Consider the following 16767-nt stretch of genomic DNA (forward strand, 5'->3'; position numbering starts at 1 on the left):
CGCGCAACGCGTGGGCGCGCGAATCGGCGCCCCACCCTGCCTGAGCAGGCGTAGCGTTTGTGAGTAGTGGCACTCATCAGGAGCTGAGTGTGAAAGCGCCGCCGTTTGGTCTGATACCGCGTGCGATTGCGCGCGAACGCGTTGTCGTCCATGTCGCTTCGCCCGCAGCGCGGTGGCTCGGTGCTCTGGCCGTGTTCGGCGCGGCCTGTTGGCTGGCGGTTCTGCTAGCCCAGGACTATCGACACAACGATTGGCTTTCCGACGCCCGATTGGGGTGGTCGCTGGCAGTACTGGGCGCGGTGGCGCTGATCGCTCGCGGAATCTTCCTGGGGCGTCCGGTTACCGCGGCGCACGCAGCGGCAGCGGCCGTCTTCGTGACCCTTGGTGTCGGTGTCCACATGCTGTCGTTCGATGTGCTCGGCGATGGGCTGATTGTCGGGTCCGGCCTGGTGCTGATGTGGCCGATGCGAGCGCGTCCGCGGCCGGACGACCTGCCGCGGGTGTGGGCGCTGATCAAAACCACCAGCGGGGATCCGTTGGCTCCGTTCGCGATGCAGACCGGAAAGTGCTACCACTTCAGTTCCGACGGCAGTGCTGCGCTCGCCTACCGGACGCGGATGGGGTTCGCGGTGGTCAGCGGGGACCCGATTGGTGACCAGACGCAATTTCCAGAGTTGGTTGCCGATTTCGCCGCAACGTGTCACGCGCACGGTTGGCGAATGGTGGTGGTCGGTTGCGGTGAGCGCAGGGTGGCGTTGTGGAGCGATGCTGCGGTGATCGGTCAATCATTGCGACCCATACCCATTGGGAGCGACGTCGTTGTCGATGTCGCTGACTTCGAGTTGGTAGGGCGCAAGTTTCGTAATCTGCGGCAGGCGGTCAAGCGCACCCACAACGCAGGCATCACGACCGAGATCGTTGCCGAGCAGGACCTCGACGACAGGCAGCGCGCGGAACTGGCGGCGGTGGTGCGGGCCTCCGCCAAAGGCGCCCATACCGATCGCGGCTATTGCATGAATCTGGACGGTGTTCTCGAAGGTCGATTCCCGGGGACACAGCTGATCATCGCCCGCGACGCATCAGGCGCCGCAGTGGGCTTTCATCGCTACGCGACCGCCGGCGGCGGTAGCGACTTCTCCCTTGATGTCCCGTGGCGCCGACGGGACGCCCCCAACGGTATTGACGAACGGCTGAGCGTCGACATGATCGCAGCGGCGAAACAGTCAGGAGTGCAGCGGGTTTCCTTGGCGTTCGCCGCGTTCAGCGACTTGTTCGACGATCCTGGCCGGGGCGGGCTGCGGCGGCGTTGCGCCTACTGGTTGATCCACCTCCTGGATCCGCTGATAGCGCTGGAATCGCTGTACCGCTACGTACGCAAGTTCCACGCCATGGCGGAGCGGCGCTACGCCCTCGTGTCGCTTACTCAGGTGATCCCACTGATGTTCGTGTTGCTGTCGCTTGAGTTCATGCCGCGGCGACGACACCTGTGACGGCCAGCTCTGCACAGTGGATATCCGTTGGCAGCTGGTGAGTAGCTACCACAACCGTTTTCTGCGAGCCAAAGAGCCCGGGGGTTTTCAATATGTCGCGCAGCACTACGTCGGCGTCGGTTGCGGGCAGGTGCTCGGTGGGTTCGTCCAGCAGCACGATCCGAGCGGGGGAGAGGACCGCCCGTGCCAACAGCAGCCGCCGACGCTGGCCCGCCGAGACCGCTTGCGCGCCACCGACCAACACCGTCGACAGGCCGTCAGGCAATCCGGACAACCAGCCGCCCAGGCCGACCGCCTCCAGCGCTTCGATGAGTTCATCGTCCGTGCAGTCGCCGCGAGCCACCAGCAGGTTGTCCCGCACGGTGGTGGCGAATATATGTGCGTCCTCTGCGAAAAAGCTTACGGTGCGGTGTAACTCGGTCTCGTCGAAGTCGGCCAGAGCGGTCCCATTCAACGTGACCTCTCCCCGTATCGGCGGCAGCAATCCGGCCAAGGTCATCAGCAGTGTCGTTTTACCAACCCCGCTGGCACCGGTGACGGCGAGGCGGGCCCCCGGTGGTAGATCGACCGAGGCTTGCTGCGGCAGGGTGTCGGGGTGACCGAAGTGCACGTCGGCGACCAACCGGCCCGTCGCAGCCGGCGGCGTCATTCGTGGCCTCGGCGGACGGGACGAGGGCGGCGCAAGATCGAGCAAGCGACGCAACGCAATCCGTGACCGTGTCAACTGGACGGTGGCCGCCGGCAAAGCGGTGGTCGCCTCGAACGCCGACAACGGCAACAGCATCAAGACCGCCAGCGTCGTCGGGGCCACGGTGGGTGCCATGGTGATACCGGCTAGCACCGCGCCGAGCACACTGACCGCGACGGCGGCGGTCGGTAGGGCTTCGGCGATGGCCGCCGGCTTGGCGGCCGCATCCAGGGCATCACCCCAGTCGCGCTGCCGCCGCTGCGATTCAGCGATGACCTCGGGCAAGACACCCGCGACGCGAAGCTCGGCAGCGTGCTCGAGAGCGAGCATCGCCGCCGTGTCGCGTTCGGAATGATGTTGGCTGGCAACCTTTTCCTGTTTTGCGGCGGCCTTGCCGGAAAGCCAAGGTGCGATGACTCCGGCGGTGATCATGCAGAGGGCCAGTACGGTGGCGGCCGCCGGTGAGATGGCACCGACGACGCCGACGGCCGCCAGCGCCAGCACTGCGGCGACGCCGATCGGCACCACGGCGCGCACCAGCACGTCCGAGAGCGCGTCGACGTCAGCGCCCACTCGGGACACCAGTTCACCGCTGTGCAGCCGGACCACCATCGCCGCAGGACCGTTCGCGAGTCGGTGATAAATCTGCGCCCGGGCCGTGCTGGCCGCGCGGAGCGCGGTGTCATGCGTGGCCAACCGTTCGCAGTAGTGCAGCACACCGCGGGATATCGCGAATGTTCGCACCAAGACGACGGCGACGGACAGATGAAGTACGGGCGGCATCTGCGCGGCGCGGGTGATGAGCCACGCCGAAACGCCCGCGAGCGCCAAGGCGCTGCCCAATGACAACACTCCCAGCGCGATGGCGGCCAATACGCGTGGCAGCCGCGGACGAAGCAGATCGATTGCCTGGCGAGCGTAATCAGACTTCCGCATACCTGACCTCGCTGCCGGCCGTGACTTCGACTACCTGGTCACCGATCGCCATGACTTGCTCGCGGTGGCCGACCACCACGACAGTTGCACCGCTGCGGGCACGTTCGACGATGGCGCACAACACCCGGGTCTCCGTGTGGGCGTCAAGGTGCGCGGTGGGCTCGTCAAGAAGCAGCACGGGTGCGTTGGACCCCAGCGCCCGGGCCAGGCCGAGCCGCTGCCGCTGCCCAAGCGACAGACCGACGCCCCCGCGGCCGAGCTCGGTGTCCAGGCCGTCCGGCAGGTCGGCGAGCACCGAATCGAAACCCGATGCGGCGCAGGCTCCTTCCAGGTCGGTGAGATCACCGAAGAGTGCCAGATTGTCGCGCACGGTCCCGGGAATCAGTACCGGTCGTTGCGGCAGCCAGGACAACTGACGCCACCAGGCGGCGGGTTCCAGGTCGGCCACGTCGACCCCAGCGAGCGTGACCCGGCCCTGCGACGGCTTGGTGAGCCCGGCGATCACCTGCAGCGTGGTGCTTTTGCCCGCCCCGTTGCGTCCCGTCAACACGGTGACCCGGCCCGGCACAATGATCGTGGTCAGGCCTTGCGGTGCTGGCCCGTCACGGCCCTCGACACCGAGGTTTTCGATGCGGATCCGCGCACCGCGTGCGGCAACGGTCAATTCACCCGTCGGTGCGGCGTCCGGCTTGCCGATCAGCGCGAAAGCCTTGTCCGCGGCGGCTCGACCGTCCTGTGCGGCATGAAATTCGACGCCGATGCGGCGTAGTGGCCAGTACACGTCGGGTGCCAGGAGCAGGATCGTCAAACCGACCACGAGGCTCATTTCGCCGAACACCAGGCGCAATCCGATGCTGACCGCAATCAGCGCTACCCCGAGGGTGGCCAACAATTCGAGCACCAGCGCCGACAGGAAGGCAATCCGCAGCGTCGCCATCGCCGAGCGTCGATGCGCAGCACCGAGTTCGGTGATGCGGTGTTCCGGGCCTGCGGCGCGGCCCAGCGCCCGCAGCGTGGGGATTCCGGCGATGAGATCCAACAACCGCGCTTGCAGGGTGGTCATGGCGGCCAGCGCCGTGGCCGAGCGCTCGGCCGTGGCCAGTCCGATCAGCACCATGAAGATCGGGATCAGCGGCAGCGTAACGAGCACGATCACAGTCGAATTCAGATCGTAGGCAGCGATCACGGCGAGCGTGGCAGGAGTCAGGATCGCCGCCAACAGTAGTGTCGGCAGGTACCCGGTGAAGTATGGCCGCAAGCCGTCGAGGCCACGGGTGACCACCACGGCGGCATCGTCCCGCTGGGTAGCCAGTTCGCGAGGCTGCCTGCCGGTCACGGCGGAAAGCACCTGACCGCTGAGATCGGCGATCACCGCGCTGGCTCCGCGCTGACTCAGACGGGCCTGTAGCCAATGCGTCAGCGTGCGGACGGTCCACAGCACCAACAGGATTGACAGGGGCCCAATTGGCTCGAGCCAGCAGCGCAAACAGCGCGACGAAGGGTCTGTGGCGACATTTGCGACGATGCCGGCCAGGACGATCGCCGAGCCGATGGCGCAACCGGAGATCACCACTCCACAGGCGACGGTGGTGACCAGATAGCGGCGCAGCGCGGCAGAGGCCCGCCACAGGCGCGGGTCTAACGGCGCTCGGGACTGTCTACCGCTCAGGATGGACGCCTCGTCAGACCGATCGACGGTGGTATCCGATCAGCCGAGATGCGTTGCCGGAAAACCCAATACGTCCAGGCCTGATAAACGATCGTCAAGGGAGCGAATATCGCTGTCACCCACGTCATGATCTTGAGGGTGTACGGGGTCGACGAGGCGTTGAAGATCGTCACGCTGTATGCGTTGTCGATGGTCGACGGCACCAGATTCGGGTACAGCGAGCCGAACAGCAGCACCACCACGGATGTCACGACCACGGCCGCGAACAGGAACGCCCACCCGTCGGATATACGACGCCACACCAGCACCACGGCCGCCAGTTGGGCCACCACCGCCACACCCAGTACGGCCCAGGTCCACTGCTTGCCGTAGCTAAGTTGTGTCCAAACCCCAAAGGCCGCAACCAATGCCGTGGCCGGAAGCGCTAGCCAGGTGGCAAAGCGGTGGGCGTCGTCACGGATTGCGTCCGCTGTCTTCAAGGAAGTGAATATCGCCCCGTAGAACAAGAACAGGCTCGCGGTGGCCACACCGCCCAGCAGCGTATACGGATTGAGCACGTCGCCGATTGACAGGGCGATGTGGCCATTGGCATCCACCGGTAGCCCGCGCACCAGAATGGCGAATGCAACGCCCCACAGCACGGCGGGCAACCAGGACCCCGCCCCGATGCCGAAATCGGCCAGCGCCCGCCACTTGGTGTCGTCGACCTTGCCGCGCCATTCGATCGACACGACACGCACGATCATGCCGAAAAGGATTGCTAGCAGCGGCAAATAGAGCGTCGAAAAGACGGTGGCGTACCAGCCGGGAAAGGCGGCGAACATCGCTGCGCCCGCGGTAATCAGCCATACTTCATTGCCGTCCCACACCGGGCCGATCGTGTTCAGCGCAGCGCGTCGGTGAGCTTCCCGGTCACCCTTGCCGACTCGGGCGAGCGGCTCCATCAACATGCCCACCCCGAAGTCGAAGCCTTCGAGGATGAAGAAGCCGAGGAATAGCACCCCGATGATGCCGAACCATACTTGCTGAATTTCCACTGTCCGCTCCTTTGGGTCAGTAGGCGAACGAGAGCGGCGCCACCTCGTCGTCGCTGGGTTCTTGCGGCGCAGCCGGTTCGGCGTCGTGTTCTTGCGGGCCTTCGACGATGTAGCGCTTGAGCAGCCAGAACCAGATGACCGCGAGCACCGCATAGACCAACGTGAACGTGATCAGCGAGGTGAGAACGATGCCCGGCCCGTGGTTGGACACACCGTCCGCCACGGTGAGCCGGACGCTCTGGTCGCCGGTCGGATTCGGCACCACCACCCACGGCTGGCGGCCCATTTCGGTGAATATCCAGCCAGCGCTGTTGGCCAGGAACGGAGTCGGAATCGTCAGCAGCGCAAACCAGCTGAACCAGCGCTGGTTCGGAATTCGGTCCCCGCGGGTAAGCCACAGCGTGACCAGTGCGAACAGCACCGGTATCGCCAGCAATCCGATCATGATGCGGAACGACCAGTAGGTGACAAACAGGTTGGGGCGGTAGTCATTTGGCCCGAACTTCGTCACGTACTCCCGCTGAATGTCACGCACACCTTGCAGCGTGACGCCGCTGGTCTTGCCCTCGGCGAGAAATGGCAGCACGTAAGGCACTTCGATGACGCGGGTGAGGGCGTCGCAGTTGTTCTGCCTGCCGACCGTCAGGATCGAAAAGTCCGGGTCGGTTTGGGTGTCGCACAACGACTCCGCCGAAGCCATCTTCATCGGCTGTTGCTGAAACATCAGCTTGCCCTGGAAGTCACCGCTGATGAACAAGCCGACGGCGGAGACCAGCACCACCCAGCAGCCCAGGACGGTCGCCGGGCGGTACATGGCGCGAATGCCGGAACCATCGGGATTCTTCGTCGAACGCACCAGCCACCAGGCGCTGACCGCGGCGACGAATGTGCCGGCCGTCAGCAACGCACCCATGACCGTGTGCAAGAACGCCGTGCGGCCGGTGTTGTTGGTGAGCACGTCCATGATGCTGGTCAGCTCGGCGCGCTTGGTCTCGGGGTTGTAGTGCGTGCCGACCGGGTGCTGCATGAACGAGTTCGCCGAGATGATGAAGAACGCGGAGGCATTCACCCCGAAGGCGACGATCCAGATGCAGGCCAGATGCACCAGCCGGGGGAGCCGGCTCCAGCCAAAGATCCACAACCCGATGAAGGTGGACTCGAAGAAGAAGGCCAGCAGGCCCTCCATGGCCAGCGGTGCACCGAAGATGTCGCCGACGAACTTCGAGTACTCGCTCCAGTTCATGCCGAACTGGAATTCCTGCACGATCCCGGTCGCAACGCCGATGGCGAAGTTGATCAGGAACAACTTGCCGAAGAACTTGGTGAGCCGATACCAGGCGACGTTGTCGGTGACGACCCACGCCGTCTGCATGACCGCCAGGAGGGGAGCAAGCCCAATGGTGAGCGGTACGAAAAGGAAGTGGTAGACGGTAGTGATACCGAACTGCCACCGCGATATGTCGACGACATTCATTGTCATCTCCCGAGGCTGCGGGCGTTGCTAGCGAAACTACGACGAAGTGTAGTAGGCGATGGTGGGCAAAGCTAGCGCCAGATCCCTGCGCATGTCAGGCCAGGCGCCGGTCGAGGTCCTGTGAGGCCTTGCGGATGCGAATTGCGGAGACGATCTCAAAGGCGCCGATGACCACGAGCCAGACGCCCACGACGATCGCCAGCGTGATGATCGACTTGAAGGGCGAGGCCATGATGACAATCCCGGCGATCAAGCTGATGACGCCGATGAAGATCGCCCATCCTCTGCCCGGCAGAGTGGGGTCGCTGATGGCCGACACGCTGGTTGCGACACCGCGGAAGATGAACCCGATGCCGATCCAGATGGCCAGCAACAAAACCGCGTCCCCGAAGTGACGGAACGCGAGCACGGCCAGGACCAGGGATGCCGCACCGCTGATGAACAGCAGGACTCGACTGCCGGCGGACACATGCAGCGCGAAGGCGAACGCGACCTGAGCGGCACCGGTGATCAACAGATAGGCGCCGAAAACCAGCGCGGCCACCAAGACGGTTTGTCCTGGCCAGGCCAGCACGACAGCGCCCAAAATCAGCGACAGGATTCCCGACGCGAGCGTCGACTTCCAGAGATGTGGCAACAAGCTTGGGACTGGGAGGGGTTCCATGGCACCAGTGTGACGCATGTGGCGATTCTGGTACAGAGGACTTTGGGCCCTTTACGGGTCACCCAGGTCAGACAGGTGCCGCGCTGGTTTCGGGGGTAGTTTCCCGAGCTTCCTCGGGGGCGAGCGGCTCGCTGGGCTTGGGTGCTGGCTTGCGACCGAGCAAATACCACGTGCGCATGATGCCTTTGCCCTTGACGTCGATGTGCCCGCGCTCGCGCAGCAGGAACTCGTCCTTGAGGCGTTCGTAGACGTCGTCGGGAACTTGGATCTGTCCCACCGAGTCGGTGGATTCCATCCGCGAGGCGACGTTGACGGCATCGCCCCAGACGTCGTAGAAGAACCGGCGGGATCCGACCACACCCGCCACCACCGGGCCGGTCGCCATTCCCACCCGCAACGGCACCGGTCGGCCGCTCGGATCTTTGAGAGCCGAAGCCGCAGCGACCATGTCGAGCGCGAAGTCGGCCAACGCCTGCACGTGGTCGGGCCGTGGTCGCGGGACTCCACTGACCACCATGTACGAGTCGCCGCTGACCTTGATCTTTTCTAGTCCGTGCTTGTCCACCAGTTGGTCGAAGGCGCTGTACAGCCGGTCCAGGAAGCGCACCAGGTCGGCCGGCGCAGTGGCGCTGGCTCGCTCGGTAAATCCCACGATGTCGGCGAACAGGACCGATGCCTCGTCATACTTGTCGGCGATGACGTGGCGGTCGCCTTCTTTGAGCCGTTCGGCGATGCTAGGCGGAAGGATGTTCGTCAGCAGCGCTTCTGAGCGCTGGTACTGCGACTCCATCACCGCCTCGGCGCGGGCGGTGTCGCGCAGCGCAAACCACACGGTGACCACCACGAGCACGACGGACGAGACCGTGGTGATGACGAAGCCCGTCGCCGTGGCCCATTCGGGCTGCAGCCCGGTGTCTTGCGGTACCAGGAATTCCGACGCGATGACCAGGGCCGCGGCCAGCGCCGCCAGGCAGCTCGCCAAAACGATGTGTTCGATGCCCAGCAGAAGCACCGCCAAACAGGCCCCCACCAGGAAGAAGAGCTGACCGCCCGAATTGGTGCCGACGTCCCAAAGACTGGCGAATACCGTCATGTACGCCGCACCAAAGAACGTCAGGGGACCTACCAGCTCACCGAAGCGGTGCAAGAAGGGGACGATCATGAAGATGGTCGTGCCAACCAGGTTGATCGAGATCACCTGCCAGTACCAGGAGCCCATGAACAACTGGATGGCGATGAAGCTGACGCTGACCATCACCGCCAACCAGGCGGCGACATTCAGGATCCGGGCCCGCCGCGCGGCGCTGGCCGCATAGTGCTGGCCGATGTCGCGGGTCTGTTCACGCACGACGGCTTTACAGTCCGGGCGGGGGGAGCCGTCGAACTGGACGGGTGGGGCACCGCATTTCTTAGCCGCCACGTGTCACAGCCTACTTGCTGAGCTCGATATTTACCGCTGCCGGCGTCAGCTGATCACCGGCATCGAGGCCAAAGGGGCCGACGGCCACCTGGCCCGGATACTGGGCGATGGCGGTGTGGTGACGGAATCACAGTCGCCGTGTAGGGGCCGTACCCCTAGTAGTCGCTCATATCCGCGATCCAAGGTATGCCGAAAAACCCCGAGCGTACCGTCAGCAGTACTGACCCGCCACTCCGCGTGCTAGTCACGTGCCAATAATGTCGCTGCGGATTGAATTCCGCTTGCCGCACTACTCCATCGATGACCGCCGTAACGCTGCGGCTCGGTGGATGCTTTCCTCTAGGCGGCCAAATCGGCTTGCCTTCAATCACCTTGACGGTTCCCGCCGTAGTGATCTCCGGACCAGAGTCCAGGTACACGTTGACCCATGGCGCCCACGAGACACCACAGATGAGCCCGCCCACAACGATCGCGACGTAGGTGCCGATGTGGCGCTTAAACGAATCGTCCCTGGGTGCCACGACGAAGAACCAGACCGAATAGGCGACGCCGAGGACCGCGCCCAGCTCCAGCCCGTAAGGCCAGGTGCTCTCGAAGTACGGGTGCTCGTCGCGCAGTCTCCTGCTAGCCGTACCCAGTTGGACCAGTATGGCGACGATTGCGATAAAGAACCCGCTGTAGGCCAAGATCGCCCGCGCCCTAGTCATGGGGCGAAGGTAGTGGAAGAAGTGGAGGAACTACCAGCGTCGTTGCGCCGTAGCGCGCTCCCGTTTGCGACAGCGCCTCTCTGTCCAGGGTCACACGACGATTACCCTGACCTGGCCCGCTACGGGCGCATTTTGCTGATGGCCGGCGCACTAGTGCGGACGCAATTGGTGCCAGCGAGCCGGCTAATGCGGTCACCCGTTGTGAACTGCGATTTCTGGTGCCCTCGGTGAGATTCGAACTCACACTGTACGGGTTTTGAATCCGTTTCCTCTGCCAGTTGGGATACGAGGGCCTTGCTTCAATGCTCTACGGCCTTAATACCTTAGAACAGTCGGATTCCGACTCACCGCCCCCCAAGGTTTCTGTTTGTGAGCGCCCGCGACACAATGTCCGTCATGACCGGGCCCACCAACGACGCCGAAGCCGCAAAACCACGCCGCGTCCTGATCGCCGAAGACGAAGCGCTGATCCGCATGGACCTGGCGGAGATGCTGCGAGAGGAGGGGTACGAGATCGTCGGCGAGGCCGGCGACGGGCAGGAAGCCGTCGAGCTGGCCGAGCGCCATAACCCCGATCTGGTGATCATGGACGTCAAGATGCCGCGTCGGGACGGGATCGACGCCGCATCCGAGATCGCAAGCAAGCGAATCGCGCCGATCGTGGTGCTTACCGCGTTCAGTCAGCGCGATCTGGTGGAGCGCGCGCGTGACGCCGGAGCGATGGCATATCTGGTCAAGCCCTTCACCATCAGCGACCTGATTCCGGCCATCGAGCTGGCGCTCAGCCGGTTCAGCGAGATCACCGCGTTGGAGGACGAGGTCGCGACTTTGTCCGACCGTCTGGAAACCCGCAAGCTCGTCGAGCGCGCCAAGGGCCTGCTACAGGCCAAACAGGGCATGACCGAGCCGGAAGCGTTCAAGTGGATCCAGCGCGCGGCCATGGACCGGCGGACCACCATGAAGCGCGTCGCCGAGGTCGTCCTGGAAACTCTCGACCCCAAGGAGCCCAAGGAGTAGCTCCGCGCCCCCGCGAGGGTGCGCGTTTGTACGCGACACGCCGGGTAAACGCGTACATTTGCGCGCGCTCGCGCTGCGGCAAGTGGGGGTAGGCCCCGCGAGGGTGCGCGTTTGTACGCGACACGCCGGGTAAACCCGTACATTTGCGCGCGCTCGCGCCGAGGGGAGGCTCGCGCGCCCCCGCACAATATCTAGCGGGCGACGATCACCGAAGAGCCGTGGCCGAACAGACCCTGGTTCGCGGTAATGCCCACCTTCGCGTTCTCCACCTGCCGACCGGTGGCCTGCCCACGCAGTTGCCAGGTCAGCTCGCAGACCTGCGCGATCGCCTGCGCCGGAATGGCCTCGCCGAAGCACGCCAGCCCGCCCGACGGGTTGACGGGGATCCTGCCGCCGACGGTGGTCGCGCCGCTGCGCAACAGCGCCTCGGCCTCACCCTTGGCGCACAACCCCAGATGCTCGTACCAGTCGAGTTCCAGCGCAGTGGACAGGTCATACACCTCGGCCAGGCTCAGGTCTTCGGGCCCGATGCCGGCTTCCGCGTAGGCCGCATCAAGGATCTGGTCCTTGAACACCCGATCCGGTGCGGGCACCACCGCGGTGGAATCCGTTGCAATATCCGGCAATTCGGGTAGATGCTGCGGGTACCGCGGCGTCACGGTGCTGATGGCGCGCACCGACGGCACACCCTCCACCGAACCAAGATGCTTCTCGGCGAAGGACTTACTCGCCACGATCAATGCGGCCGCGCCGTCCGAGGTGGCGCAAATGTCAAGCAGCCGAAGCGGATCCGAGACCACCGGGCTGGCCAGCACGTCCTCGACCGAATTCTCCTTGCGGTATCGGGCGTTCGGGTTGTTGAGCCCGTGCTTGGAGTTCTTGACCTTCACCTGCGCGAAATCCTCGAGCGTCGCGCCGTAGAGGTCCATGCGCCGGCGCGCCAGCAACGCGAAGTACACCGTGTTCGTCGCGCCGATGAGGTGGAAGCGCTGCCAGTCGGGGTCGTTCTTGCGCTCGCCGCCCACCGGGGCGAAAAAGCCCTTCGGGGTGGTGTCTGCACCGATCACCAGAGCGACGTCGCAGAATCCGGCCAGGATGTGCGCCCGCGCGCTCTGCAGCGCCTGGGAACCGCTGGCGCACGCCGCATAGCTGGAACTGACGGGTACGCCGTTCCAGCCGAGCTTCTGCGCGAATGTCGAGCCCGCAACGAAACCCGGATAGCCGTTGCGGATCGTGTCCGCGCCGGCCACCAGCTGAATTTGCGTCCAGTCCAGTCCGGCTTCGGCAAGTGCGGCACGCGCGGCAACCACACCGTACTCGGTGAAGTCACGGCCCCATTTGCCCCACGGGTGCATGCCCGCGCCGAGGATGTAGAGCGGTTCGGGCGTAGTCGTCATGCGATCCTCCACGCGTACACGATGTGCTCGACACCAAGGTCATCCGTATAGAGCGGCATCGTCGTCAGTTCCATCTCGATGCCGACCTTCAAGTCCGCGGCCAGCGTGCCTTCAACCACCTTGCCCAGCACGATCAGGCCCTCGTCGGCAAGTTCCACGGCCGCGACGGCGAACGGCTCAAAGGGGTCCGGGGCGGGGTAGGGCGGCGGCGGCGCGTACCGGTTTTCGGTGTAGCTCCACAACTTGCCTCGGCGCGACAATGCGACGGACTCTAGTTCGTCGCCGGCGCACGCCGGATTGGGGCAATTGTTCTCTCGCGGCGGGAAGACGTAGGTGCCGCACTGGGGGCATTTTGCGCCGATAAGATGCGGGTTACCTGCGTCATCGACGGCGAACCACCCGTCGATTGCGGGTTCTTGGTTAGTGACGTCTTGCACCCGGCCAGCGTACCCAGCGCCGGCGTAAAACTGAAACGTGTTCCAGTTTCTGGCGGCCGCGAGTCCGTCGTACCCAGTGCCTAGAGTGTGATCCGTGAGTGCCGCGAGCGATTCTCAGGCCAAGCCGACGTTGATGCTGCTGGACGGCAATTCGCTGGCGTTTCGTGCGTTCTACGCGCTGCCCGCGGAGAACTTCAAGACCCGCGGCGGGCTGACCACCAACGCCGTCTACGGCTTCACCGCCATGTTGATCAACCTGCTGCGCGACGAGGCCCCGACCCACATCGCGGCGGCGTTCGACGTGTCCCGGCAGACCTTCCGCTCGGAGCGCTACCCGGAGTACAAAGCCAACCGGTCCGCAACCCCCGACGAGTTCCACGGGCAGATCGACATCACCAAGGAAGTCCTCAACGCACTCGGTATCACCGTGCTGTCCGAACCTGGCTTTGAGGCCGACGACATCATCGCCACGCTGGCCACCCAGGCGGAGAACGAGGGTTACCGCGTGCTGGTCGTCACCGGTGACCGCGACTCGCTGCAGTTGGTCAGCGACGACGTGACCGTGCTCTACCCCCGCAAAGGCGTCAGCGAACTCACCCGCTTCACACCCGAGGCCGTCTTCGAGAAGTACGGCCTCACCCCTCGGCAATACCCGGACTTCGCTGCGCTGCGCGGCGACCCGAGCGACAACCTGCCTGGCATTCCGGGAGTGGGGGAGAAGACCGCCTCGAAGTGGATCATCGAGTACGGCTCGCTGCAGTCGCTGGTCGACAACGTCGACTCGGTGCGCGGCAAGGTCGGCGACGCACTGCGGGCGCACGTGGCCAACGTCGTCCTCAACCGGGACCTCACCGAGTTGGTCAAAGACGTTCCGCTGGCGCAAACCCCGGACACGCTGCGGCTGCAGCCCTGGGACCGCGACCAGATACACCGGCTCTTCGACGACCTGGAATTCCGTGTGCTGCGCGACAGGTTGTTCGACACGCTGGCCGCGGTCGAGCCCGAGGTCGAGGAGGGTTTCGACGTGCGCGGCGGCGCGCTGGAGCCCGGAACGGTGAGCCAGTGGCTGGCGGAGCACGCCGCCGACGGCCGCCGGGCCGGTCTGACGGTCGTGGGCACCCACCTGCCGCACGGGGGAGACGCCACCGCGCTGGCGATCGCGGCCGCCGACGGCGAGGGCGCCTACATCGACACCGCCACGCTGACGCCGGAGGACGACGCCGCGCTCGGCGCCTGGCTGGCCGATCCCGACAAACCCAAGGCGCTGCACGAAGCCAAGTTGGCCATCCACGACCTGGCCGGCCGCGGCTGGGCGCTCAACGGCGTCACCTCCGACACCGCCCTGGCGGCGTACCTGGTGCGGCCGGGTCAACGAAGTTTCACCCTCGACGACCTGTCGCTGCGTTATCTGCGCCGCGAACTCCGCGCGGAAACTGCTGAACAACAACAACTTTCGCTACTCGACGATGTGGACGGCGTCGACGAGCAGGCGGTGCAGACGACGATCCTGCGGGCACGTGCGGTGGTGGACCTGGCCGACGCGCTGGACACCGAGCTGGAGCGCATCGAGTCCACCGCGTTGCTGCGCGACATGGAGCTGCCCGTCCAACAGGTGCTCGCCGACATGGAAGCCGCCGGCATTGCGGTCGACCTGGACAAGCTGACCGAGCTGCAAAGCGAATTCGCCAACCAGATCCGCGACGCCGCCGAAGCCGCATACGCCGTGATCGGCAAGCAGATCAATCTCGGTTCGCCCAAGCAATTGCAGGTGGTGCTGTTCGACGAGCTCGGCATGCCCAAGACCAAGCGCACCAAGACCGGCTACACGACCGACGCCGACGCCCTGCAGTCGCTGTTCGACAAGACCGGTCACCCGTTCCTGCAGCATCTGCTGACCCACCGCGACGTCACCCGCCTCAAGGTCACCGTCGACGGACTGCTCAACGCGGTGGCCGCCGACGGCCGCATCCACACCACCTTCAATCAGACGATCGCGGCGACCGGCCGGCTGTCGTCCACCGAGCCCAACCTGCAGAACATCCCGATCCGCACCGAAGCCGGACGGCGGATCCGGGATGCGTTCATCGTCGGACGCGGCTACGCCGAGCTGATGACCGCGGACTACAGCCAGATCGAAATGCGGATCATGGCCCACCTGTCGCGCGACGAAGGACTCATCGAGGCGTTCAACACCGGCGAGGACCTGCACTCATTCGTCGCATCCCGCGCCTTCAGCGTGCAGATCAACGAGGTCACCGCCGAACTGCGCCGCCGGGTAAAGGCGATGTCGTATGGGTTGGCCTACGGGTTGAGCGCCTACGGTCTGTCCGCCCAGCTCAAGATCTCCACCGAGGAAGCCAAGGACCAGATGGACCAGTACTTCGCCCGGTTCGGCGGGGTACGCGACTACCTGCTCAATATCGTCGAGCAGGCCCGCAAGGACGGCTACACCTCGACGGTGCTGGGCCGTCGGCGCTACCTACCGGAGCTGGACAGCAGCAACCGACAGGTCCGCGAGGCCGCCGAGCGCGCAGCCCTCAACGCCCCGATCCAGGGCAGCGCGGCCGACATCATCAAGGTGGCGATGATCGAGGTGGCCAAGGCGCTCAAAGAGGCCGGGTTGGCGTCTCGGTTATTGCTGCAGGTCCACGACGAGCTCTTGATCGAAATCGCGCCCGGCGAGCGGGATCAGGTGGAAAAGCTGGTCCGCGACAAGATGGGCAGCGCCTACCCACTGGACGTGCCGTTGGAGGTTTCCGTGGGCTACGGCCGCAGTTGGGACGCCGCGGCGCACTAGGCGCACCCCCGGACCAGCGTCGACTCCCCGGGTGTTTTCGGGCGAAAATAGCCGGGTGTCGGAGCCCGCGCAGCGCAAGCCCCTCGCGCGCTACCCGCTCATGGTCATCTCGAAATTGTTCGGCCTGCTGCCGCACCGGGTCGCCGACGCGCTCCTCGCCGTGCTGGCCCGCTTCGTCTACTGGCGGGGCCGGGCCCAGCATTCGGGCATCCTGCAGGACTTTCGTGACAACGTGGACCCGACGGCTCAGTTCTCCTCCCGGAAGTGGCATCCCGTCCGAGCCATGTACCGGGCGCTGGTCCGCAACGCCAACGACGCCATCTGGTTCCTCGCAGCGCCGCATTCCGCCGCCGTGCGCCGGTTCCACATAGCCGACCCGTCGCCCCTTCATGAGGCCCTCGAGGCCGGCCGTCCCAGCGGTGTCGGCGCGATCGTCGCGTTCCCGCACCTCGGCTCATACGCCGCGCTTCCGATCGTGCTCGCGCTCAACGATCTGCCGACCACCGTCGTCGCCAACCGTCAGCGCGCGTTGATGCAGTGGGTGATCGACCGGGGTGCGCACAAGGCCGGGCTCGAACTCATCGTCGTCGATCGCACCGGCGGAGCCAGCATCACCGCGGCGATGTCGGATGCCATCCGTCGCGGCCGCATCGTTGCGATCGCCGGCGACTACTTCCGGGCGCGCGACGGAGGCGGCACGGGCATCCACGTGGACCTCGCGGGGATCAAACGGCCCGTCGGGCCGGGACCGGCGCTGCTGGCGCTGCGTACCGGCGCGCTGATCGTCCCGGGCGTCGTCTTCCAGCACAAACACCAGCGTGAGCCGGTTTTCGGACGGCCGATCGCCGTCGGCGTCCCGCGGGACGGGAGCGATCAGAGCATCAGAGAGACCGTGCAAGAGACCTCGCAACAGGTGGCCGACGCACTCGCGGAGTTCATCAAGCGGGAGCCGCAGCAGTGGCTGATGCCCGGCGGCCTGGTGTCAGATTCGGTCGGGCGACAGCGCCACGCCGCCGGCGTGTAGATTCACCTGC

13 protein-coding genes and 1 tRNA gene are annotated in these 16767 nt (G+C 65.3%); 4 read left to right on the forward strand and 10 right to left on the reverse strand.

What is annotated here, in order from left to right; translation table 11 throughout:
• Nucleotides 1-89 precede the first annotated feature (89 nt).
• Nucleotides 90-1490, forward strand: a complete 1401-nt coding sequence (locus tag G6N68_RS11545) for a bifunctional lysylphosphatidylglycerol flippase/synthetase MprF (protein WP_240355442.1) — start codon at nt 90-92, stop codon at nt 1488-1490.
• Here the strand turns inward: G6N68_RS11545 and cydC are convergent.
• From cydC to G6N68_RS11585, 8 genes are all read right to left on the reverse strand, one after another.
• Nucleotides 1465-3114: a thiol reductant ABC exporter subunit CydC gene (gene cydC / locus G6N68_RS11550; RefSeq protein ID WP_163711845.1), complete on the reverse strand. Its 1650-nt coding sequence runs from the start codon at nt 3112-3114 to the stop codon at nt 1465-1467. The two genes, G6N68_RS11545 and cydC, sit on opposite strands and share 26 nt — an antisense overlap.
• Nucleotides 3101-4723, reverse strand: a complete 1623-nt coding sequence (cydD, locus tag G6N68_RS11555; protein WP_163718495.1) for a thiol reductant ABC exporter subunit CydD — start codon at nt 4721-4723, stop codon at nt 3101-3103. Before cydD ends, cydC begins: the two co-directional genes overlap by 14 nt.
• A gap of 56 nt (nt 4724-4779) precedes the next feature.
• Complete coding sequence (cydB, locus tag G6N68_RS11560) at nt 4780-5820, reverse strand: cytochrome d ubiquinol oxidase subunit II (protein WP_163711848.1); 1041 nt, start codon at nt 5818-5820, stop codon at nt 4780-4782.
• Between the two features lie 16 nt (nt 5821-5836).
• Complete coding sequence (locus tag G6N68_RS11565; RefSeq protein WP_163718496.1) at nt 5837-7294, reverse strand: cytochrome ubiquinol oxidase subunit I; 1458 nt, start codon at nt 7292-7294, stop codon at nt 5837-5839.
• A gap of 94 nt (nt 7295-7388) precedes the next feature.
• On the reverse strand, nt 7389-7976 hold the full coding sequence (locus G6N68_RS11570) for an HdeD family acid-resistance protein (protein WP_163711851.1): 588 nt from the start codon (nt 7974-7976) through the stop codon (nt 7389-7391).
• Between the two features lie 49 nt (nt 7977-8025).
• A complete protein-coding gene (locus G6N68_RS11575; protein ID WP_163711854.1) occupies nt 8026-9378 on the reverse strand; it encodes an adenylate/guanylate cyclase domain-containing protein in 1353 nt (450 codons plus the stop codon).
• A gap of 155 nt (nt 9379-9533) precedes the next feature.
• The gene (locus tag G6N68_RS11580) at nt 9534-10085 is read right to left on the reverse strand and encodes a hypothetical protein (protein WP_163711857.1); all 552 of its coding nucleotides are present in this window, start codon (nt 10083-10085) and stop codon (nt 9534-9536) included.
• A 216-nt stretch (nt 10086-10301) separates the two neighbouring features.
• Nucleotides 10302-10378, reverse strand: a tRNA-Leu gene (locus G6N68_RS11585).
• 103 nt (nt 10379-10481) lie between these two features.
• Here G6N68_RS11585 and G6N68_RS11590 point away from each other — a divergent pair.
• Nucleotides 10482-11102 (forward strand): ANTAR domain-containing response regulator, encoded by a 621-nt coding sequence (locus tag G6N68_RS11590; RefSeq protein WP_163711860.1) that lies wholly within the window; start codon nt 10482-10484, stop codon nt 11100-11102.
• 191 nt (nt 11103-11293) lie between these two features.
• On the opposite strand, the gene G6N68_RS11595 is transcribed toward G6N68_RS11590, so the two are convergent.
• Together G6N68_RS11595 and G6N68_RS11600 are read right to left on the reverse strand one after the other, a co-directional pair.
• A complete protein-coding gene (locus G6N68_RS11595; protein WP_163711863.1) occupies nt 11294-12499 on the reverse strand; it encodes a lipid-transfer protein in 1206 nt (401 codons plus the stop codon).
• Nucleotides 12496-12936, reverse strand: coding sequence for a Zn-ribbon domain-containing OB-fold protein (locus tag G6N68_RS11600; RefSeq protein WP_163711866.1), 441 nt, complete (start codon nt 12934-12936; stop codon nt 12496-12498). Before G6N68_RS11600 ends, G6N68_RS11595 begins: the two co-directional genes overlap by 4 nt.
• Nucleotides 12937-13069: 133 nt before the next feature.
• Here G6N68_RS11600 and polA point away from each other — a divergent pair, with 133 nt between their 5' ends.
• Together polA and G6N68_RS11610 are read left to right on the forward strand one after the other, a co-directional pair.
• Nucleotides 13070-15733, forward strand: a complete 2664-nt coding sequence (gene polA / locus G6N68_RS11605; protein ID WP_163718498.1) for a DNA polymerase I — start codon at nt 13070-13072, stop codon at nt 15731-15733.
• Nucleotides 15734-15788: 55 nt separating this feature from the next.
• Nucleotides 15789-16757 (forward strand): lysophospholipid acyltransferase family protein, encoded by a 969-nt coding sequence (locus G6N68_RS11610; protein WP_163711869.1) that lies wholly within the window; start codon nt 15789-15791, stop codon nt 16755-16757.
• Nucleotides 16758-16767 lie beyond the last annotated feature (10 nt).

This window comes from Mycobacterium bourgelatii, from assembly GCF_010723575.1.
In the GTDB taxonomy this organism is placed as follows: domain Bacteria; phylum Actinomycetota; class Actinomycetes; order Mycobacteriales; family Mycobacteriaceae; genus Mycobacterium; species Mycobacterium bourgelatii.